The sequence below is a fragment of the Asticcacaulis sp. YBE204 genome, from assembly GCF_000495855.1.
Lineage (GTDB): Bacteria > Pseudomonadota > Alphaproteobacteria > Caulobacterales > Caulobacteraceae > Asticcacaulis.
This window is the reverse complement of sequence record NZ_AWGF01000002.1, coordinates 196544-217454: the sequence shown is the minus strand read 5'-3', so window position 1 is coordinate 217454 and position 20911 is coordinate 196544. Positions and strand designations below refer to the sequence as shown.

The 20911-nt window shown below is 60.9% G+C and carries 21 protein-coding genes; 10 read left to right on the top strand and 11 right to left on the bottom strand.

What is annotated here, in order from left to right:
• The first annotated feature begins 128 nt into the window (after positions 1-128).
• Together surE and AEYBE204_RS25050 are read left to right on the top strand one after the other, a co-directional pair.
• A complete protein-coding gene (gene surE / locus AEYBE204_RS25055; protein ID WP_023461161.1) occupies positions 129-941 on the top strand; it encodes a 5'/3'-nucleotidase SurE in 813 nt (270 codons plus the stop codon).
• Positions 938-1591 (top strand): protein-L-isoaspartate(D-aspartate) O-methyltransferase, encoded by a 654-nt coding sequence (locus tag AEYBE204_RS25050; protein ID WP_369751795.1) that lies wholly within the window; start codon positions 938-940, stop codon positions 1589-1591. The genes surE and AEYBE204_RS25050 overlap by 4 nt, the downstream gene beginning before the upstream one ends.
• On the opposite strand, the gene AEYBE204_RS25045 is transcribed toward AEYBE204_RS25050, so the two are convergent.
• The 3 genes from AEYBE204_RS25045 to AEYBE204_RS25035 are packed head-to-tail and all read right to left on the bottom strand — an operon-like array spanning position 1578 to position 2785.
• Positions 1578-1865, bottom strand: a complete 288-nt coding sequence (locus AEYBE204_RS25045) for a hypothetical protein (protein ID WP_023461159.1) — start codon at positions 1863-1865, stop codon at positions 1578-1580. The two genes, AEYBE204_RS25050 and AEYBE204_RS25045, sit on opposite strands and share 14 nt — an antisense overlap.
• Positions 1858-2388, bottom strand: a complete 531-nt coding sequence (locus tag AEYBE204_RS25040) for an RNA polymerase sigma factor (RefSeq protein ID WP_023461158.1) — start codon at positions 2386-2388, stop codon at positions 1858-1860. Before AEYBE204_RS25040 ends, AEYBE204_RS25045 begins: the two co-directional genes overlap by 8 nt.
• 1 nt (position 2389) lies before the next feature.
• The gene (locus AEYBE204_RS25035) at positions 2390-2785 is read right to left on the bottom strand and encodes a hypothetical protein (RefSeq protein ID WP_023461157.1); all 396 of its coding nucleotides are present in this window, start codon (positions 2783-2785) and stop codon (positions 2390-2392) included.
• 218 nt (positions 2786-3003) lie between these two features.
• Here AEYBE204_RS25035 and AEYBE204_RS25030 point away from each other — a divergent pair, with 218 nt between their 5' ends.
• The 4 genes from AEYBE204_RS25030 (at position 3004) to AEYBE204_RS39350 (ending at position 8125) form a co-directional block, all read left to right on the top strand.
• A complete protein-coding gene (locus AEYBE204_RS25030; RefSeq protein ID WP_162148391.1) occupies positions 3004-4164 on the top strand; it encodes a M23 family metallopeptidase in 1161 nt (386 codons plus the stop codon).
• A gap of 131 nt (positions 4165-4295) precedes the next feature.
• Positions 4296-4595: a preprotein translocase subunit YajC gene (gene yajC, locus AEYBE204_RS25025; protein WP_023461155.1), complete on the top strand. Its 300-nt coding sequence runs from the start codon at positions 4296-4298 to the stop codon at positions 4593-4595.
• A gap of 80 nt (positions 4596-4675) precedes the next feature.
• Positions 4676-7264: a protein translocase subunit SecD gene (gene secD, locus AEYBE204_RS25020; protein ID WP_023461154.1), complete on the top strand. Its 2589-nt coding sequence runs from the start codon at positions 4676-4678 to the stop codon at positions 7262-7264.
• A gap of 174 nt (positions 7265-7438) precedes the next feature.
• Entirely contained in the window at positions 7439-8125 is a 687-nt protein-coding gene (locus tag AEYBE204_RS39350; RefSeq protein ID WP_023461153.1) for a squalene/phytoene synthase family protein, read from the top strand.
• Here the strand turns inward: AEYBE204_RS39350 and AEYBE204_RS25010 are convergent.
• Positions 8122-8796 (bottom strand): DUF1353 domain-containing protein, encoded by a 675-nt coding sequence (locus tag AEYBE204_RS25010; RefSeq protein WP_023461152.1) that lies wholly within the window; start codon positions 8794-8796, stop codon positions 8122-8124. The two genes, AEYBE204_RS39350 and AEYBE204_RS25010, sit on opposite strands and share 4 nt — an antisense overlap.
• On the bottom strand, positions 8789-10228 hold the full coding sequence (gene trmFO, locus AEYBE204_RS25005) for a methylenetetrahydrofolate--tRNA-(uracil(54)-C(5))-methyltransferase (FADH(2)-oxidizing) TrmFO (RefSeq protein WP_023461151.1): 1440 nt from the start codon (positions 10226-10228) through the stop codon (positions 8789-8791). The genes AEYBE204_RS25010 and trmFO overlap by 8 nt, the downstream gene beginning before the upstream one ends.
• 107 nt (positions 10229-10335) lie before the next feature.
• On the opposite strand from trmFO, the gene AEYBE204_RS25000 reads away from it, so the two are divergent.
• Together AEYBE204_RS25000 and AEYBE204_RS24995 are read left to right on the top strand one after the other, a co-directional pair.
• On the top strand, positions 10336-11190 hold the full coding sequence (locus tag AEYBE204_RS25000) for a hypothetical protein (RefSeq protein ID WP_155908240.1): 855 nt from the start codon (positions 10336-10338) through the stop codon (positions 11188-11190).
• Positions 11191-11228: 38 nt separating this feature from the next.
• Complete coding sequence (locus tag AEYBE204_RS24995; protein ID WP_023461149.1) at positions 11229-12152, top strand: hypothetical protein; 924 nt, start codon at positions 11229-11231, stop codon at positions 12150-12152.
• Positions 12153-12202: 50 nt separating this feature from the next.
• On the opposite strand, the gene AEYBE204_RS24990 is transcribed toward AEYBE204_RS24995, so the two are convergent.
• The 6 genes from AEYBE204_RS24990 to AEYBE204_RS24965 all read right to left on the bottom strand — a co-directional run bounded on the left by AEYBE204_RS24990 (position 12203) and on the right by AEYBE204_RS24965 (position 19461).
• Positions 12203-13081 (bottom strand): carbonic anhydrase, encoded by an 879-nt coding sequence (locus tag AEYBE204_RS24990; protein ID WP_023461148.1) that lies wholly within the window; start codon positions 13079-13081, stop codon positions 12203-12205.
• Between the two features lie 94 nt (positions 13082-13175).
• Positions 13176-16061, bottom strand: a complete 2886-nt coding sequence (gene uvrA / locus AEYBE204_RS24985; RefSeq protein ID WP_155908268.1) for an excinuclease ABC subunit UvrA — start codon at positions 16059-16061, stop codon at positions 13176-13178.
• 287 nt (positions 16062-16348) lie between these two features.
• Complete coding sequence (locus AEYBE204_RS24980; RefSeq protein WP_023461146.1) at positions 16349-17557, bottom strand: TadE/TadG family type IV pilus assembly protein; 1209 nt, start codon at positions 17555-17557, stop codon at positions 16349-16351.
• 67 nt (positions 17558-17624) lie between these two features.
• On the bottom strand, positions 17625-18065 hold the full coding sequence (locus AEYBE204_RS24975; protein WP_023461145.1) for a hypothetical protein: 441 nt from the start codon (positions 18063-18065) through the stop codon (positions 17625-17627).
• Positions 18065-18364: a rod-binding protein gene (locus tag AEYBE204_RS24970; RefSeq protein WP_023461144.1), complete on the bottom strand. Its 300-nt coding sequence runs from the start codon at positions 18362-18364 to the stop codon at positions 18065-18067. Before AEYBE204_RS24970 ends, AEYBE204_RS24975 begins: the two co-directional genes overlap by 1 nt.
• Complete coding sequence (locus AEYBE204_RS24965; protein ID WP_023461143.1) at positions 18364-19461, bottom strand: flagellar basal body P-ring protein FlgI; 1098 nt, start codon at positions 19459-19461, stop codon at positions 18364-18366. The genes AEYBE204_RS24970 and AEYBE204_RS24965 overlap by 1 nt, the downstream gene beginning before the upstream one ends.
• Before the next feature lie 281 nt (positions 19462-19742).
• On the opposite strand from AEYBE204_RS24965, the gene AEYBE204_RS24960 reads away from it, so the two are divergent.
• Both AEYBE204_RS24960 and dksA read left to right on the top strand, forming a co-directional pair.
• Positions 19743-20168: a flagellar assembly protein FliX gene (locus AEYBE204_RS24960; RefSeq protein ID WP_023461142.1), complete on the top strand. Its 426-nt coding sequence runs from the start codon at positions 19743-19745 to the stop codon at positions 20166-20168.
• Positions 20169-20453: 285 nt separating this feature from the next.
• Entirely contained in the window at positions 20454-20879 is a 426-nt protein-coding gene (dksA, locus tag AEYBE204_RS24955) for an RNA polymerase-binding protein DksA (RefSeq protein ID WP_023461141.1), read from the top strand.
• Positions 20880-20911 lie beyond the last annotated feature (32 nt).

Here is a 20911-nt window from a genome sequence, read left to right as displayed (position 1 = left end):
CAGGGGCGAGGGGAAGACGGCATCATCCGCTCCAAGTGACGGGTGCAGGGTCCGTGACCCTGCATAACTTCTTCTCTGCAATGCAACCCCGCTTGCGGATTTACGCGAAATCGCAGTAGTACGGTTTCATGCGTATCCTCCTGACCAATGACGACGGTATCGACGCCTACGGCATGGCCGTGCTGCGGGAAATCGCCGCGCAACTGAGCGACGATGTGTGGGTTTGCGCGCCGCTCACTGAGCAGTCCGGCAAGGGGCGGGGCATCACGCTACACGATCCCATCCGGGCGCATCGCCGGGACGAAAAGAGCTTTGCGGTGAGCGGGACGCCGACCGACTGCGTGCAGATCGCGGTCAATGATCTGCTGCCGGAACCGCCGGACCTTGTGCTGTCGGGCGTCAATCGCGGTTTCAATCTGGCGCAGGACGTGACGCTGTCGGGGACGGTGGCGGGGGCCTTGCAGGGGATGAGCCTGGGCATTCCGTCGATCGCTTTGTCGCAGTGCCTCGATTTCGACATGGACATCGAAGCGCAATGGGAGGCGTCGCGCATCCACGGCGCGCCCGTGATTAGCGCTTTGTTGTCAAAGGGCTGGGCAAAGAACCTGATCTTCAATATCAATTTTCCCGATTGCGACGACGCGGCGGTGGCAGGGGTGGAAATGACGCGGCAAGGGTTCCGCGATCTGCACGATCTGCACGCGGTGAAACGCGTCGATCCGCGCGGTCGGAACTATTACTGGCTTGATTTCCACGCCCATGAACATACCCTGCTTGAGGGTACGGACCTGAAGGCCGTGGCGGAAAATCGTATTTCGGTGACGCCGTTGCATCTGGACCTGACGCACTATGAAACTCTGAATAGTTTCAAAGGTGTATTGGGCGGGGCTGTGCCGAAAAAAGTTGCCGCGACCGAGGTCGTTCTGGAGGCCGATCAATGATGGACGATGCGGAAAAAGGCCAGACCCGGATCGAGCGCCTGCTGGACAGCCTGAAAAGTCAGGGCATTAGTGACGATAAGCTGCTGCATGCGATGGAATATACACCGCGCGACCTGTTCGTGCCGGAGCTGTTCCTCGACCGGTCGTGGGAAGATTCGGCCATTCCCATCGCGGCGGGTCAGACCATTTCGCAGCCCTATATCGTGGCGCTGATGACGCAGGCGCTGAAACTCGAAGGCCGTCACCGGGTGCTGGAAATCGGCACGGGGTCGGGTTATCAGACAGCGATCCTGTCGCGGCTAGTGCGCTATGTCTATACGATCGAGCGCTACCGCTCGCTGATGCTGGAGGCGGAAATCCGTCACAAGCGGCTGATGTTGGAAAATATCATCTACCGTTTTGCCGACGGCTGGGCCGGCTGGCCGGAACAGGCGCCGTTCGACCGGATACTGGTCACCGCCGCCTTGCCGGACGAGCCGATGCCGCTGCTGTCGCAGCTCAAGGTCAAGGGGATCATGGTCGCGCCGCAGGGCCGAGGCTCGGTGCAGCGTCTGCTGCGCTATACGCGGACGGCGGAAGCGTATGAGGTCGAGGATCTGGGCGAGGTGCGTTTCGTGCCGCTGATCGAGGGCGTCGCTAAGGACGGCTGAACCGCGCCTGACGCAATATCACGAAGACGGCGGGGATGACGCTGATCATCACCCCGAAGACGGGCAGGGCATACAGGCCGTCCAGCACCGGCGCCAGGGCGGGTGTCAGAGCAATGGCGGCCATGATGACGGCCAAGGCAACGACGGTCATCTGAACGACATTGCGACGAAAGCGTCGGCGCTCGACGGCGGCCATAACGCGCAGTTCGAACGCCCAGTCGCGCGTGGACACGACCGGTTCGGCGGCGAAGATCGCTTTTAAAGCGTCACTCATCCTTCACTCCTAACAGAGCACACAGCCGCGCACGGCCGCGTTGAATATGCGATTTTACAGTGCCGAGGGGAAGCCCTAGAATCGCGGCGGCCTCGGCATGGCTATAGTCTTCAGCCACACAGAGCGATACCGCTGCGCGCTGTTCGATCGGAAGGGTTTGCAGCGCGGCTTCCAGCGTCAGGCGCGTCTCGTGCGACGGGGTCTCGATATCGTCATGCAGGGACAGCCACGCGCCGTCGCGTTCGCCGCGGCGTTTCGACCGGCGACGGTCGTTGAGCGCCTTGCGGTAGGCGATGCCGCAGACGAAGGTGCGGAACGAGACGCCCGGCGCGAGGCGATCGAGCCGAGACCACGCCGTGACAAAAGCCTCCTGCGCCAGATCGTCGGCATCGGCGGGGGAGGCCGTCAGGCGACGCAGGAAGGCGCGCACCGCTTGCTGATGCGCGCCGACCAGAGCCGCGAAGGCTTGATCCGATCCCTGTTTCGCCTGCAACAGGCGTAGCTCGTCCCCCGCGTGATGCACGTCAGTTCTTGCGGTCCGAACGCAGGCGATAGATGAGCAGGATCAGCATGACGAGGGCGGCGGGTGCAAAACCCAGCCCCAGAGCGATGAACACGGTCTCGCCCGTGCGCCAGCCGGTATAGCCGAAGGCCAGTGCGAGGGCGGCGAATACGGTAAAGGACGAGATAATGCTGGTGATGCGACCCGACCGCGAACCGCCGCAGCCGCCGTCATCGGTGCCGTTTTCGTTAAGGGCATCAAGCAGGGCGGGCGGCGGCTCCTTGCCCTGTTCGACATAGAAGCGGATCAGTTTGATCTTTTCGGCGCGCGTGCGGTGGGCACTGTACATGCCGAAAAAGCCCATTCCCATACCGAGGATCGGGAAGATCAGCCACCAGTATTGATCGAAATAGTCCATGATTGATTTCCTTGGTTTGGACGACCCCAGCGATCGCCTTATGCGACTGAATGTCCGCCGGACCGGGATTTGGATGCAGGGGTGCGTTATTTTTTTAAATTGATCCCCCGAATCCTTTTTAAAACGTGACCGAGAGGCGTCTTCGGTAATCTTTCGTTATCCATAATTCCCTCATAAAGGGAGGATAAAGATGTCCTGAAATGTGCCGGGAGACGATCATGCGCGTCCAGTTTCTTTTCTCCACACTTCTGGCAGCCGGTGTCGGTCTGGCCGGCTGTACGGTCGCGCCTCAGGCTCCCAAATATCCGATCTATATGCAGGACAAGCCGGTCGCCGAGGCGCCGTCGCCTGAAAAGGCCCTGACGCCTGAGCCGCCGGTCGACGAAAATGCCGGGGTGCAGGGGCTGGGGACGAAAGGGCAGATCACGACCAACGAATTGCCGCCGCCCCCTCCTCCGCCGCCGCCGCCTGCCGATAAGGTGCTTGCGGTGAAAACGCCCGAGCCGAAACCGGCTGCGGCGAAGCCCGCCGTGACGCCCTCTGTCAAAACCCTGACCGCCGGTTACGTCTATACCTTGCAGGCGCAGGATACGCTGTACGGCGTGTCGCGCCGGTTCGGCGTGCCGATCCAGACCTTGTATCAATTGAACGGCCTGACGGCGTCGTCGGTGACGCGCATCGGGCAGAAGGTGCTGCTGCCGGAAACCGCGAAAGACAAGGGTATCGAGGCCTACGCCAACGGTCCGGCACCGGAAAAGGTCAAGACCGTCGTCGCGCAAGCCGATAAGGCCCCCGCTGTGAAACCGGTCGAAAAGCCGCCGGTCAAGGTGGCCGACGCCACGGTCGTTACGCCTGCGCCCAAGCCCGTCGTTGTGCCGCCGACTCCGAAGCCGGTCGTCAAGGAGGCCGAAAAGGTCGAGCCGATCAAGCCCACGCCGCCGGTCATTTCCAAAGCCTTCCCCGATCAGACGGGCATCGCGAAGCTCGGCAAGGGCCGCTTTGTGTGGCCGTACAAGGGCAATGTGCTGGTCCGTTACGGTCAACTCGGCCCGAACGTGCGCAATGACGGCATCAATATCGGCGGGCCGGAAGGTGCCGAGGTCGTCGCCGCCGACGAAGGCACGGTCGTCTATGTCGGCGATCAGGTGAAGGAACTAGGCAATACTGTCTATATCAAGCACGCCAACGGCTTCTACACCGGCTATTCGCATCTGGGCAAGGTCAGCGTGAAGGCCAACCAGAAGATAGAGCAGGGGCAGGCTCTGGGGACGCTGGGCAAGACCGGTGCGGTCGACCGGGCGCAATTGCACTTCGAGATACGCTACACGCCATCGTCGGAAATCGCCAAGCCCTTCGATCCAACGCTGGTCCTGCCGTAAACGATTGCAGATGCCGACCTCATAAGGGACCTATAAAAAGCGCATTGACCTTTTTGTTTCTGCGCCTATGTATGGCGCATCTCTAATTGCGCCTGTTTTCGGGCGCCTCACCGACTGACGGAGACCCTGTCTTGGATCAAGCCGCCCTGCTTCAGCTTCTGCCCTTCGTGGCGATTTTCGCCCTGATGTACTTCCTGATCATCCGCCCGCAGCAAAAGCGCGCCAAGGAGCATCAGGCCCAGATTTCCGGCATCAAGCGCAACGACACGGTCGTCCTGTCGAACGGCATGATCGGCAAGATCACCCGCGTCGAGGACGCCGAGGTGATGGTCGAAATCGCTTCGGGCGTCAATGTCCGCGTCGTCAAGGCGATGGTCACCGAGGTTCGCACCAAGGGTGAACCGGCCGCCGCCAACGATAAGGCCGCTTAATACTCCAATGAGCTACCCGGCCTGTTCGCATATCCTGCGGGCAGGCTTTTTGCGTTTATAATGTTTAGGTCTACCCGCCCATGATGCAAATTTCACGCTGGAAAATCGCGCTGGTGGTCATCGCCACCCTCGCCGGTATCTGGTTTTCCCTGCCGAACGTCCTGCCGCACAGCGTCAAGGACAATCTGAAATTCCTGCCGCAGAACGGGCTGAATCTGGGTCTCGACCTGCAAGGCGGCTCGCAACTGCTGCTGGAGGTCGATACCGATGCCCTGGCGGCGGAGCGGGTGAAGAACCTGACCGAAGAGGTGCGCGAGCGCCTGCGGACGGCCAATATCGCCTTTACCGGTCTGACGGCGCAGGGCGACACGGTACGTGTTACCATTAACGACGCGGCTCAGGTCGCACAGGCCCAGACCACCCTCAACGCGCTGGCGACGCCGCTGGCCAACAATCCGTCGGCGCGCGAGTTCAACCTGAACCGTGACGGCCAGACGATCCGCCTGACCTACACCCCCGAAGGCAAGGCTGCTGCCTCGACCGGCGCGGTGGATGCCTCGATCGAAACCGTGCGCCGCCGTATCGACAATCTGGGGACCAAGGAACCGACGATTATCCGTCAGGGTGCCAACCGCATCATGGTGCAGGCCCCCGGCGAAAGCGATCCGGAGCAGTTGAAGCGCGTGATCGGCACGACGGCGAAGCTGACCTTCCAGATGGTCGATCAGTCGGTGAGCCCGTCCGACCTCGCGGCAGGTCGTATTCCGCCGGGCTCGGAACTGCTGCCGACCTCCGATCCGAAGCTGGCCCCCTATATGGTGGTCAAAAAGCGCGTTGTCGTATCGGGTGAAAACCTGACCAAGGCCTTCGTCGACACGGATCAGAACAACCGTCCGGCGATCGGGTTCCGCTTCGATGGTCAGGGCGCGCGCAAATTCGGCGAAGTGACCGCCGCCAATATCGGCAAGCCCTTTGCCATTATCCTCGACGGCAAGATCGTTTCCGCGCCGAATATCGTCAGCGCTATCACGGGTGGTTCGGGTCAGATCACCGGTGGCTTCACGGTTCAGGAAGCCTCGGAAATGGTCAATATTCTCAACGGCGGGGCCTTGACTGCGCCTCTTAATATCGAGGAACAGCGCGTCGTCTCGGCTGAATTGGGCGCCGACTCGGTGGCCAAGGGCCAGCTTTCGACCATTATCGCTTTCATCTCGGTTCTGATCTTCATGGTGCTGGCCTATGGCTGGCTGTTCGGCGGCATCTCGATCGCGGCCCTGTTGGTCAACCTCGTCCTGCTGATCGCCGGCATGTCGGTGACGCAAGCGACCCTGACGCTGCCGGGTATCGCCGGTCTGATCCTGACGCTTGCCGTGGCCGTGGACGCCAACGTGCTGATCTATGAGCGGATGCGCGACGAAGTCCGAGCGGGGCGTAACGTTATCGGGGCGCTGGACGCCGGTTTCTCCAAGGCCATCGAGACCATCGTCGATGCCAACCTGACCTCACTGGGGGCCGCGGCGATCATGTTCTTCTTCGGCGCGGGACCGGTCCGCGGCTTCGCCTGGACCCTGTCGCTGGGTGTTGTGACCTCCGTCTTTTCGGCGGTTCTGGTCACGCAGGTTTTGCTCGCCTGGTGGTATCAGGCCCGTCGCCCCAAGACCCTGCCGATCGAGGATCACGTCAATCATTCCAAGTGGCCGCTGATCAAGATCCTGCCGCAAAAGACCAATTTCAACTTCGTCCGCTTTTCGAAGGTGGCCGGCATGATTTCGGTCGGCCTCGTTTGCGCCTCGCTGTTCTTCACCATCTGGCCGGGGACCCCGCCGTGCGGTGGCCTGAACTGCGGCGTCGATTTCAAGGGCGGGACGATTCTGGAAATGAGCCGTACCCAGCGCGTCGATGACGGCGCGGTGCGCGAGACGCTCAACAAGCTCAATCTGCACGACCTTCAGGTTCAGACGGCGGGTACGAATAATGAGCAGGCCCTGATCCGTTTCGAAACCCCGGCGGGCAATCCCGGCGCGGCGGTCGACAAGGTGCAGGCCAGCCTCAAGGCCGAGTTCCCGGACGCGACCTTCAAGCCTGCCACCGTGGTCGGCCCGAAGGTATCGGGCGAACTGCTGACCGGTGGCGTGCTGGCCCTGGTTTGGGCCATCGGCCTGATGATGGTCTATATCTGGTTCCGTTTCGAGTGGCAGTTCGGTCTGGGCGCCGTCTTCGGCCTCGTCCACGACGTGATCCTGACGTTTGGTTTGTTCGCCATCTTCAAGCTGGAATTCACCCTGACCGCGGTCGCGGCGATCCTGACCATCATCGGCTATTCGATGAACGACACCGTCGTCGTCTTCGACCGTATCCGTGAAAACCTGCGTAAATACAAAAAGCTGCCGCTCAAGGACATCGTCGATCTGTCGATCAACGAGACCCTGTCGCGGACGATCATCACCGGCGTGACGGCGGTCATGGCCCTGACCGGTCTGGCCGTGCTGGGCGGGGAGGCGCTGTTTTCCTTCTCGGTAGCTCTGATCTTCGGTATCATCATCGGCACCTATTCGTCGATCTACGTCGCGGCGCCGGCGATCCTGCTGTGGGGCGTCAACCGTAACCAGACCGAAGCCGAGGTCGTCGATGTGGGCGGCTTCAAGGGCAAGAAGTCGCCTCAGGGTTAATTTTGCGCAATATGATTTCTCCTCCCTGTGCCGCAGGCATGGGGAGGGGGACCGTCCGAGCGCAGCGATGGATGGTGGAGGGGGATATCTCCGGCGGAGGCATCCCCCTCCGTCTTTTTGAGCGTTGCTCAAAAATCCACCTCCCCATCGCTGGCGCGACAGGGAGGAGAAGCTATGACCGACATCGATACCGAAACCGTACCGCGCGATGAGATCGTGCGCCTGAGCGCCAACTTCATCGATGATGTGCAAAAGCGCGAACAGGTGCTGGCGATTTTCGCCTTTATCGAACTGCTGCGAGATGTTCCGGCACGTGTGTCCGAGCCGCTGCTGGGCGATATCCGCTATACCTGGTGGCTGGAGGCGATCGAGGAAATCGCAGCGGGCGGCAAGGTGCGGTATCATCCCCTGAGCGCCGCGCTGGAACCGCTTATCCGTGAACAGGGGCTCGACGCCGAAGCGTTTCGCACGGCTATTGAAGCGCATCGCGTGCTTCTGGACGGCAAGCTGTCGATGCGCGATGCGCTGACGGTAGCCGATCACGGCGCCGTCCTGTTGATTCGGCAGGCCGCGCGGTTGCTCGACGCCAAGGCCGATAGTGAAACCCTTGCGGCGCCCGCCCGTTTTCAGGCGCTGGCGGCGCTGAAAGCGGCGCGCCTGCTCAGGGACGAAGAGGCGGGGGAGGCCGAGTACCGGCATCTGTACCGCGAAGCGCGCGCGGCGCTGAAACGCGTTCCAACGGCTTTGTTGCCGCTGGTTCTGCCGTCGGCTCTGGCGGGGGATGTGTGGTTTGGCCGGACGCGCGGGGCGTTTTCGGTACGCGCCCGTCTATTATGGGCGTTCGTGTCGGGCCGGATTTAGCCAATCCCGAACAGCGGCTTCTTCTTCGGTTGTTCCACGATCACCGGCTTCGGCGCATAGGCCTTCCAGCCCTTGGCGATCATCTCTTCGAAGCCCTTGCACTGCGGCAGAACCATTACCACACCGGTCTTCGGCTTTGGGAAGGGGGCAGCCAGACGTACGCCCGGTTGCGCCGGATTGATGAACACCCAGTCCGACGCCAGTCCATAGCCTCGCTCGCCACCCTGACGGACGGCATTATAGGCGATCCGTGCCTCGATCTCGCTGACGCCCCATTTGCGCATGGCGTAGTAGAAGATATCGTCGGCATCCTTGCGCTTGCCCGGTTCGCCGATGGCGTAGAGCCAGTCGTGGATGATGGCGGCGCGGATTGTCGGGCCGTTGGTGTTGACGGCCATTTGCCCGTACCACGGCACCGAGGCGAAGTCGGTCTGGAACCATTTCGGCACCACGATGACCTTTCCCGACGTGCGGTCGCAATAGGGGAACTCGTCGTTAAGCGTATAGAGCTTGCGGCCTTCCTTCTGCACGTCGAACATCAGGACCGGCTGCGGCGTCAGGGACGATGGGATCACGACCGGCAACGGTGTCGGCGTCGGACCGTCGGTGGCGCACCCGGTCAGGGTCAGAACGCTTACACAAACAAAGGCTTTCAGCGAGGTCTTAAGCATCGGCTCTCTCGGATTGGGCAACCAGCCATAGGTCGATATCGCGCAGGGCGCGCAGGCTCATCAGCCGCTTCTTGGCGCGGCCGCGTTCCTTGAGCGGAATCTTGACGCCATGCTCGTCAACCTTCGGGGCTTCCAGCGGCGGCAGCAGGCCGTAATTGATGTTCATCGGTTGAAACGAGGCCTTCTCATCCGCCAGATGCCCGCCGGTGATGTGCGCAATCAGCGCCCCCAGAGCCGTGGTTTCCGGCGGCGCGTCCAGCGTCTCGCCCTTCGCCTGAGCCGCGGCGAACCGTCCGGCCAGCAGACCGATGGCCGAGGATTCGACATAACCTTCGACGCCGGTGATTTGTCCCGCAAACCGCAGGGTGGGCAGGGACTTCAAACGCAGATTACGATCCAGAACTTTGGGCGACTGGATGAAGGTATTGCGATGCAGACCGCCCAGACGCGCGAACTGCGCGTTCTGCAAGCCCGGAATCATGCGGAAGACCTCCGCCTGTGCGCCGTGCTTCAGCTTGGTCTGGAAACCGACCATGTTGTAGAGCGTGCCCAGCGCATTGTCCTGACGCAACTGGATGATGGCGTGCGGCTTGACCAGCGGATCGCGCGGATTGGTCAGGCCGACCGGCTTCATCGGGCCGAAGCGCAGGGTTTCGCGACCGCGTTCGGCCATAACCTCGATCGGCAGGCAGCCGTCGAAATACGGGACGTGCTCCCAGTCCTTGAAGTCGGCCTTGGGGCCGTCGAGCAGGGCGTCGATAAAGGCCTCGTATTCGGGCTTGGTCATCGGGCAGTTGATATAGGCTGCCGCGTCGCCGCCGGGGCCTTCCTTGTCGTAGCGTGACTGACGCCAGGCGATGTTCATGTCGATGGAGTCGGTGTGTACAATCGGCGCGATGGCGTCGAAGAAGCTCAAATGCCCTTCGCCGGTCAGCTCCAGAATGACATCGGACAGGCGCTCGGACGTTAGCGGCCCGGTGGCGCAGATGACATTATCCCAGTCCTTGTCGCGCAGCGAGGTGACTTCCTCGCGGACCAGCGTGATCAACGGATGCGCGGTGAGGGCCTTGGTCACCGCTTGCGAAAAGCCTTCCCGATCGACGGCCAGCGCGCCGCCGGCGGGCACCTGGTGTGTATCGGCGCAGGCCATGATCAGCGAGTGGGCGCGGCGCATCTCGGCGTGCAGCAGGCCTACGGCATTGAATTCCCAGTCGTCGGAGCGGAACGAGTTGGAACAAACCAGTTCGGCCAGACCGTCGGTCTGGTGTGCATCGGTGCCGCGCAGGCTGGCCTGACCTTCGGCGTCGGTCGTTTCCGAGCCGCGCATTTCGTGGATAACGACGGGCACACCGGCCTGAGCCAACTGCCAGGCGGCCTCGGAACCGGCCAGGCCGCCGCCGATGATATGAACAGGGGAGTAAGAATGTGTCATGCCCGCTCTATAATCTCAGCGGGCTGTGATGTCACGGGGCGACGACAAAATCATGGCAGGCTTACCTTTGCGCTTTAAAAGCGAAAGGATTTGTTTCAGATTGTCGCATGGTTAAGGCTGTCACGTGGCTTGAGCCTTTGTGTGGGGATATGGGTGCAATGAGTTTCGGTCCGGCGTTCCATCTGGTGGGGGCTTTAAAAAGTGCGGTCGCGACCCTGCCGACGCTGTGGCGTCAGTCGTGGCTGGCGCTGGCGGCATTGTTCGCGCTGGTGCTGATCAGTCAGGTGCCGCAAATCGAGATTGGATTACGCCGCGGGCTGATCATGACCAGCCTGTTGTTTCAATTTGTGGTCGCAGGCGGGCTGTACCGTGTCGCTCTGTTCGGCGAACGTTACGCGAAGGCCGAAGGACTGGGTCTTGGCGGTATACAGTTCGGCAAGCCGGAATTGCGCCTGATCGGGGCGGGGCTGCTGGTCGCGCTATTCTGGTTGATGGTGTTCGCGACCCTGTGCGTCATGCTGGCTCTGTTCCTGGGCGCGGCGGGGTTAGCGGATCAAAGCCATAGCACGCCGCACGGCTTCTTCCTCGAACTGGTCAACGGGCCTCAGCCGCAGGGCATCGTGCTTCTGGTGGCCATTGCAGGCGTCATGCTGACCCTGACCATCCTGTCGGTGAAGCTGTGGCTGCATCAGGCGGCGACGGTGGCCGAACATCGGGTGGTGTCGCTGAACGCGCTGACCCTGTCGTCGGGACAGACGGTCAAGCTGTTCCTCGGCTATGCCTATCTGGCCCTGCCGTTCATCGTCGTGAGCGCCGTCATCCCGAATGCAGGCAATATAGCCGGACTCACACCCGCCCTGATCGTCAATCTGGCGCTGGGCATCGCTGTCTTCCTGCCGGTCAGTATCGCTTTTTTAGCCTCGGCCTATAGGCAAATCATGGAGTTGCGGGCTAAGGGATAGTATCTTTAGTTCGCTTGTCTCCTGAAAGCCGCGCCCCTATGGCCCTGTCCGTCGATTTTGCCTTCGAAGGGTTCCGCATCATCCGTGAACGCCCCATCCTGACTGCATGGTGGGGTGTGGTACTGCTTGCCGGGATCGTTTTGTCGACCGCGCTGCTGATGTCCGTGGCCGGTGCTGAATGGAACGTCTTAGCCTCCGAGTTCGATTTGTTTTTCAGGGGATTGCCTCTGAAAGACCCGAACGCCATTCCCGGCCTGTTACTGCATTTCGGGCCTGCCTATTTGCTGACCGTCATGCTGTCTCTGGTCTTTTCGGCGGTCATTACGTGCGCTATCTATCGCGCCGTACTGGGGGGATATTCGGATAGGTTCGGGTTTTTGCGGTTAGGCAAGGATGAGGTGCGTCAGGTCGCCTTGTCGTTCATTCTGACCTTCATCGTTATCGTCGTCGGATTGATTTGCGCCGTCATTATCGGGGTTCTCGGCACCTTGCTTTCGTTGATAGCCGGGGCGGTAATGAAAGCTCTTATTCCAATCATCGGCGCCCTAACGGTCATGGCGACCATCGCTTTCAATATCTGGCTGATGGTGCGTTTGTCGATGGTGAGCGTTCAGAGCTTCGAGGAAGGTCGTTTGAATATCACGGGCTCCCTAAAACTGACTCAAGGTCGCTTCTGGTCCTTGCTTGGCGGGTTTATCGTGGCATTTCTCATGGCCGTGGTCGTCGCCGTCCTGATCAATTCGGTTTATACCGCTCTGGCATCGCTGATCACAGGTAAGGATATCAAGGCGCTGTCGGAAATTCCTCAACCGGACATGTCGCAACTGGCCAATATTCTGTCGCCGCTGAATGCCTTGTCCCTCTTCGTCAATGGCATGATCGCGCCCTTGACGACCGCCATCACGGTGGGCGCGGTGGCCTCGGCCTACAAGATGCTCAAGGCCGCCAAAACGCTTGTCTGAGGTCGCGCATTTGAGGCCAAAAACCGCATCACAGGTTTTGGAATGCGCTCTTAACCACCGATAATATGCAGAATGTCGCGTCCCTGGGCCGTCTGGATCGGGCGGGCATTGGGGCCGGTCAGGCGCTGATAGGCGTCGACCTGTTCGGCACTGATCGACAGAGGCGAGGCATAGACCAGCCAGGTGACGTTTTCCGAGCACGGCGGCGTGGTCAGCGAACCTGAATAGGCATAAAACTCCTCGGTCGCCGGCATGAGGTCGCGCGCATTGATCAGCACGTCGGGGATGACCGCCGCCGGGCCGGGATCGGTCGGCAGATAGGTCCAGATCGGCGCCAGCATCGGGTCGGCGACTCCGACATCCGACAGGACGCCGATGACCAGCAATTCCCCCTTGTCGTTCTTATGGACGAAGTGCGCCTCGATGGCGGCGCGATGGCCGTCGATCGTATGTTCCGAAGGGGTGTGGAAGTGGAACTGGATCAGCTTATAGCGCACATTGTCCATGATGACGCCGCCGCCATCGGTCGGCGAGACCTGAACGACGTGGCCGAGGTTCTGAATCTTGGCGGCGGACGAGGTGTAGTCGAGCGTCATATTGACAGTCTTGGCCCCGGCCATGCCGGACAGGTTGATCGGCGATTGCCGGTGCCCGCTGGCGCAGGTTGTGTTGTCGCCGCCGAGTTGATTCCAGTGGCTCGGGCCGTCGTCGCCTTCGTAGCTCCAGTGGGCGATCTGCGCCATTTGCGCGCCGCCATGGCCGGTATCGCCGTGTCCGGCATCCGCCGCATCGCCATGGCCTTCGGCGGCCGCGTGAGCGTCCCCACCGCCGTGATCGGCCCCGTGTTCAGTCTTGGGCTTGCCGCCGCAGGCCGTCAGTCCGGTGAGGGCGATCAGGGCGACCGAAAACAGGAGAGCAGGGCGGCGCATGGCGGAATCCGAATCTGAGCGGGAACGTTCTCAGATTAGATGCCCGAATAGGGTTAACGCCGGGTTCATAGCCGAATTCGTAGATTGTGGGCTTCTACTTTTTCTTCCGCGTCTTATGTCGCGCCAGAATATCTTTCAGGTATTTGCCCGTCCACGATTTCGGATTGTCCGACACCTTTTCCGGCGTGCCGAAGGCGACGATTTCGCCGCCGCCATCGCCGCCTTCGGGGCCGAAGTCGAGCAGCCAGTCCGCCGTTTTGATGACGTCGAGATTGTGCTCGATGACCACCACCGTATTGCCGTGGTCGGTCAGTTCGTGCAGCACTTCCAGCAGCTTGCGCGTATCTTCGAAGTGTAGGCCCGTCGTCGGCTCATCCAGAATATATAGCGTCTTGCCCGTCGCGCGCTTGGACAGTTCCTTCGACAGCTTGACGCGCTGCGCCTCCCCGCCCGAAAGCGTCGTCGCCTGCTGGCCGATCTTGATATAGCCGAGCCCCACGCGTTTCAGCGTTTCCAGCTTATCGCGGATCGTCGGCACGGCCTTGAAGGCCTCGGCGCCTTCCTCGACCGTCATGTCGAGCACGTCGGCGATGGAATGGCCCTTGAACGAGATTTCCAGCGTTTCGCGGTTATAGCGCTTGCCCTTGCACACGTCGCAAGTGACGTAAACGTCGGGCAGGAAGTGCATCTCGATCTTGATCAGGCCGTCGCCGGTACAGGCTTCGCAGCGCCCGCCCTTGACGTTGAACGAGAAGCGCCCCGGCCCGTAGCCGCGCGCCTTGGATTCCGGCAGACCGGCGTACCAGTCGCGGATCGGTCCGAAGGCACCGGTATAGGTCGCCGGGTTCGAGCGCGGGGTGCGACCAATGGGCGACTGATCGATTTCGACCACCTTGTCGAAGAATTCCAGCCCCTCTATCTTGTCGTGCGGGGCGGCATTGGCCGAGGCGTTGTTCAGCCGTCGCGCCGCCGCCTTATGCAGCGTTTCCAGCGTGAACGACGACTTGCCGCCGCCTGAGACGCCCGTAATGCAGGTCATGACGCCGACCGGGATTTCGCCGGTGACGTTTTTAAGGTTGTTGCCGCGCGCCCCGATGACCTTGAGCATCCGCTTCTTGTCGATCGGGCGGCGTTCCTGATCGGTGTCCTTCGAGAAGAACAGCGGGATTTCACGTTTCCCGGTAAGATACTGACCCGTCAGAGATTTCGGGTTGTTCTTGACCTCTTCGGGCGTGCCTTCGGCGACGACCTCACCGCCATGGATACCGGCGGCGGGGCCCATGTCGATGACGTAGTCGGCGGTCAGGATGGCGTCTTCGTCGTGTTCGACCACCAGCACCGAATTGCCGAGGTCGCGCAGACCTTTCAGGCTCTCCAGCAGACGATCGTTGTCGCGCTGATGCAGACCGATAGAGGGTTCATCGAGCACATAGAGCACGCCGGTCAGGCCGGACCCGATCTGCGAGGCCAGACGGATGCGCTGCGATTCGCCGCCCGACAGGGTGCCGGAATTGCGCGACAGGTTGAGATAGTCGAGACCCACAGCATTGAGGAAGTTCAGACGGTCGAGGATTTCCTTGAGGATGCGCCGCGCGATATCCATCTGCTTTTCCGTCAGATGTTGCTCAAGCTCGGCGAACCAGGCGTGGGCCTTTTTGATCGACAGTTGCGAGATTTCGGCGATGTCGCGGGCATCGACCTTGACGGCCAAGGCTTCCGGCTTGAGGCGCTTGCCGCCACAGGCCTCGCACGGCGTTTCGGCCTGATAGCGGCCCAGATCTTCGCGCACCCACGACGAATCCGTCTCGCGGTAGCGACGCTCCATGTTGGGGATGACGCCCTCGAACGGCTTGGTCACGTCGTAGCGGCGCGAGCCGTCCTGATAGGTGAACTTGATCTTTTCCGAGCCCGACCCGTGCAGGATGATGCCCTGCGCCTCCGGCGTCAGGGCGCGCCATTTGGTATCCATCTTGAAGCCGTAGTGCAGAGCCAGGGCTTCCAGCGTCTGCGCATAGAGCGGCGAGGGGCCTTTCGACCACGGGGCGATGGCCCCGCCTTTGAGGGTTTCGGCCTCGTTCGGCACGATCAGGCTGTGGTCGAAGGTCAGCTTGACGCCCAGCCCGTCACAGGTCGGACAGGCCCCGAACGGATTGTTGAACGAAAACAGGCGCGGCTCGATTTCGGCAATCGTAAAGCCCGATACCGGACAGGCGAACTTTTCCGAGAAAATCAGGCGCTTGGGTTCTTTCTCGCCCTCAGCGATATCGGCGAATTCGGCAATCGCCAGACCGTCGGCCAGCCGCAAGGCGGTTTCAAGCGAGTCGGCCAGACGCTGCATCAGACCGCCTTTCACGACGACGCGGTCGACCACGACATCGATATCGTGCTTGTACTTCTTGTCGAGCTTGGGGGCCTCTTCGATAGGGTAATATTCGCCATTGACCTTGAGGCGCTGGAAACCCTGACGCTGGAGGTCGGCGATTTCCTTCTTGTATTCGCCCTTGCGGCCGCGCACGAAGGGCGCCAGCAACAGCAGGCGCGTCCCTTCGGGCAGGGCCATGATCTTGTCGACCATCTGCGAAATGGTCTGGCTCTCGATCGGCAGGCCGGTGGCGGGCGAATAGGGGATACCGACGCGCGCCCACAAGAGGCGCATATAGTCGTGGATTTCGGTGACCGTGCCGACGGTGGAGCGCGGGTTTTTCGAGGTCGTCTTCTGCTCGATGGAAATGGCCGGCGACAGGCCTTCGATCAGATCGACATCGGGCTTCGACATCAGCTCGAGGAATTGCCGCGCATAGGCCGACAGCGATTCGACGTAACGACGCTGGCCTTCGGCATAGATGGTGTCGAACGCCAAAGACGACTTGCCCGACCCCGACAAACCGGTAAGCACCACCAGCTTGCCGCGCGGAATGTCGACATCGACCCCCTTGAGGTTATGCTCGCGCGCGCCGCGTACCTTGATGAAGCCCTGCATCAGATTCGAGCTGGTCATCAGGGAGTCCTTATCGTGTCGGGCATCGGCCATAGTACGCAATTCCATTCAGCACGGATCAATCCGCCTATATAGGCAGAACTCTGCTGTCTGAAAGTGTCAGTATGAAATTTTGGACACGGTCTGACAGGCCATCGATCCTTGCCCGATTTCCGGCGAGGGTTCAAGAACGTTTTGTGAACTAGAGCATGCTGCGAAAAAGTGGAAACCGGTTTTTCGCAGCATGCGACCACTAAAGCCGTAAGCGTCGCGTAAGCTATTTCGCCAGATTACTTGGCAAGCCGGATATTGGTCAGACCGCTGCTGGTGGAGGCATTTGCGCTGTCCGGTCCAAGGTTCCACGCCGTTTGATTGACGATCAGGCGATTGATGACCAGGGTCAGGCTGTCGCTGTCCATCAGGGACTGCGCGTTGAAGGTGACGTTGCGGCTGGGCAGCCAGATCAGACCCGTCATCTTATTGGATTTGGCATTATTAAAGATGAAGTCCGACTTCGACAGGGCGGGCTTTTCATAAAACAAAACATTCTTATAGGTGCCGGTCGTCGGTGCGCTGAGGCTGGCGGCGATGCCCGAATTGAACTGAATCTTAGATGTGTCGGCGAAATAGAAGGTCACGCCCTTGCCGGTCCAGGTGCCGCCATTGACGTTCCAGCCGCCATTCTTGATGACATAGAGGCCGGGCGCGAAATTGACCTTCGCCGCGCCGTTGTTGAAGTTGAACCAGCCGCAATAGGTGCCGGGCGTCAAATTCACGGTCGCGTCGTTGAAATTGCCGTTCGACGTGGTGCAGGCGCTGTCGGCGACGGCAGGCAGGGTTGGCCCCCAGCTATCGCTGGCCGTCGGACAGCTCAGGACCAGATTGTTGACCGTGGTCGAATTGCGGATGACATTGCTGCCTTCGAGACAAAGCTTCCTGAACTCAAGCGATGAGCCCGAGTTGAAGATGGCCGCAGGGCTGGCCTTCGACTTGACGTGGATTTCGCATTCGGGGGCGACGATTTTCGCCCCTGAATTGACCAGCAGGGCCTGCGCGCCGGTGGGGTCGAGCACCAGAATGCACGGGCCGGAGGCACCGCCGCCAGGGGTGCCGACCGCGGTCGCGGCGACCCGTAACGGCAGGTGTTTGATGCCGACCAAACCCAGCATCACGGTCGGGCTGTCATAGCTGGCCTGACCGCTGAGGGTTGTGGCGTCCGTGGCGTAGGTCGGAGTGATTTTCAGATCGGCGGGGAGGTTCGAGGCGAACACCTTGCTGGCTTCGGGGGCGCGCAGATCGGTGTCGCGGTGCAAACCGGCCAGAACCGAGGCGTCCATCGCGTCCTGAAGGCTCGACTTGACCGACCACGCCGAATAGTAGTCGATGGCTCCGCCGGTCAGGCCCAGCAGCGCCGTCAGGCTCAGCGCAAACACCATCGTCACATTCCCCTTGTGATGATGGCGATAGCGTTGAAGCAGGCGCGGCAGGCTGAAAGTCATGAATATCCCCAGAATCGGGGACACCGTACCAAGCCGGAATTAAAAAAAATATAAGGGAGCGTGGAGGTTACGCTTTGAATCCGTAGTTGAGCGAATGGGCGCCCTTGTCCTTGAGGCCCGCGCCGGGACCATAGGTGAGGGTCGGCTTGCGTGTTTCGGCCAGCTCGTCGGCCACGGCCTTCATGATCCCTTCGGAGATCGTTTTGGCCGCTTCGACGGCGCGAGCATGGCGTTCGGACACGGTGACGAAGGCCTCGGTCGCGGTGCGCAGCGCCGTTTTGGTCTTGGCGTCCATGCCGCTCAGCAGCGACGGATCGGCCTTGAGACGCAGGGTTTCCTGACGATAGAGCGCCGACAGGCCGCGTGTCTCTTCGGCGGCGGCGTGAATTTCAAACGGACGGTGGGCCTCAAGCGCGGCCATTTCCGCCGTCAAACGTTCGGTCAGGCGTTGCGTCAGGACCAGCAGTTGCGCGGCGTGATCGTTGGCGTTGTGAGCGGAAATAGCCATCAGCCTTGCGCCTCCTGCATCATGAGCAATTGCTTCTGGACGGTATCGGAAATGCCGACCCCGCCCGATTTTACCACCTGACCGGCTATGGCGTCGAGATAGAACGAACGGAAAGCCTCTTCGCCTTCGCCACCGCCGAACATGCCGTCGGTCTCAAGCCCTTCGAACATCGGCTTGAGCATCTGGGAAATGACCATGCTCTCGAACTCGTCGCCGGTCTTTTTCGGATCCTTGCCCGTCGCCTTGTTCAGACTGGCCGCTTGCAGGTTGAGGGTATTGCTGATGTCCGGGGCGTTCATTACATGACCTCGATTTCGGCTTGCAGGGCACCGGCGGCCTTGATGGTTTGCAGGATGGAGATCATGTCGCGCGGACTGACCCCCAATGCGTTCAGGCCGTTGATCACATCGCTCAGCGAGGCGGTTTCCTTGAGGTCGTACAGCTTCTTGCCCTTTTCCTCCTCGACCGAGACCTGGCTGTCGGGCAGGACGGCGGTCTGGCCCTGCGAGAAGGCGCCGGGCTGGCTGGCGAAGGGGCGTTCGTTGACCGAAATGGTCAGGTTGCCCTGAGCGATGGCGACGCGCGAGATGCGCACATTGTCGCCGATGACGATGACACCGTTGACCTCGTCGATGATCACCTTGGCCGGGGTGTCGACCTCGACAGGCAGGTGCTCGATCGAGGCGATGAAGTTCATCATGTTGCTGCCCGGCGGCGCGCGGACGGCGACGATGGTCGGGTTGTCGGCATAGGCCGTGCCGGGCCTGGCCTTGTTGATCGTATCGGCGATGCGCAGCGCCGTCGTGAAGTCCGGGTTTTTCAGCGTCAGGCGAATGATCGGCTGGCTGTTGAAGTCGAAGCCGATCTCGCGTTCGATATTGGCCCCGGAGGCGATGCGGCCGGCGGTCGGCACGCCCTTGGTGATCGAAGACCCCGACGCTCCCCCGGCGGAGACCGAACCTGTTTGCACCGTGCCCTGAGCGACCGCATAGACTTCGCCGTCGGCCCCCAACAGCGAGGTGATCAGCAGGGTGCCGCCCAGCAGGCTCTTGGCGTCGCCCGCGGCGGAAACCGTGACGTCGATCTTGGAACCGGCGGCGACGAACGGCGGCAGGTTGGCGGTGACCATGACCACGGCGGCGTTCTTGGTGTTGAGATTGGCGTCGCGGATATTGACGCCCATGCGCTCCATCATGCTCTCCAGGCTCTGCTTGAGCATGGGCGAGTTGCGCACCGTGTCGCCCGTGCCGTTGAGCCCGACGACGATGCCGTAGCCGATCAGCTGGTTGTCGCGCACGCCTTCGACATTGACGATATCCTTGATGCGCGACGCGGCGTTCGCGTTCAGCGGCAGAAGCAAGGACAGGGCGGTCAGGAGAAGGGTCAGCAGACGCATAATCGGAAATCTCACAGGAGTGGCGTTAACCATGTTTTCCGTGATGCGAATGTCGTGCCAGATGACAAAAAATCTTTTATTTATAGGAATCAAGGCGTTTCGAGCGCGTGTTTTTCCGCATGTCGGCAATGCGGAAAAAAATGCCGCCTGTTAAGGGCTTGGAAACCGTACCCGGCAAATAATGACCGCTTACGCGATGTCTATTGAATCCTGACGTTGTTTTCGCCAGAACGGCTGTGACCCACATGAGTATATTACCGCTTAGCAGTTCCGGGGCAGCCATGAACATGAAGATCAACGGACCTATGGGGACCGCCGCGACCGGTGCCGCCAGCGCGCCCAAGCGCGCGGCGGGCGGGTTCTCGCTTAAAGGATCGGGCGAGGCGCGTTCCACGGCGTCCGCGGCATCGGTGTCTCAGGCCATGTCGCTGAGCGGGCTCGACGCGCTTTTGGCTCTGCAAGCCGAGGACGATGTGATGACCGGCCGTCGCCGTCGTCAGATCAAGCGCTCGAACGATATTCTCGATGCTCTCGAAGACCTCAAAGTGTCGCTGTTGGGCGGTGTGATCGACGACCATGCGCTGGTGTCCCTGCAAAAGATGATCGAAACCCAGCGCGAGGATATCGAGGACGAGCGGCTGCAAGGTGTGCTGAACGAAATCGAGACGCGGGCCTATGTCGAGATGGCCAAACGCAAGCTGATGTAGGATTCTCCTATCAGGAGAGTCGGGTGCGGTTTGCTTGTGTGCGGCGCACCATTTCTTTTTTTTACAAAACCTTTATAAATAAGGGGGTTGCGGGCGGCGTTCCAAGCGCTTTTGCCGTTAAAACCGCTTCACAGTTCCCGGAAAGCGCATTATAAGCCGCCCCATCGGACCCGTGCATTTATGGCCTCTCTTTTGCAGTTACAGCCATGACGGTGGGTCGTTGTTTCCTTAAGGGAAAAGCGGCGCGGGCTCCGATGAACAAATTCTGTGGGGTGTGGTGCTAAAATGAGTGCAGTCGAGCTTTCCAATACCGATACCTATCGTCCGCGCGACGACGAAGACTATATGAACGAGCGTCAGCTCGCCTATTTCCGCAAAAAACTGGTCAACTGGAAGAATGAAATCCTGGCGGGTTCGAAGGAAACCGTCTCGATCATGCAGAAAGAGACCGAGAACCACCCCGATCTTGTCGACCGGGCCTCGTCCGAATCCGATCGCGCGCTGGAACTGCGCACGCGCGACCGTCAGCGCAAGCTGATCTCGAAGATCGACGAAGCCATCGGTCGTATCGACGACGGCTCCTACGGTTTCTGCGAAGAGACGGGTGAGCCGATCGGCCTCGGTCGTCTGGAGGCCCGTCCCACGGCGACTCTGTCGATCGAAGCGCAGGAACGCCACGAGCGCTCCGAACGCGTCCACCGCGACGACTAAAAGCTGAATAGGGGCGCTGGCAACAGCGCCCC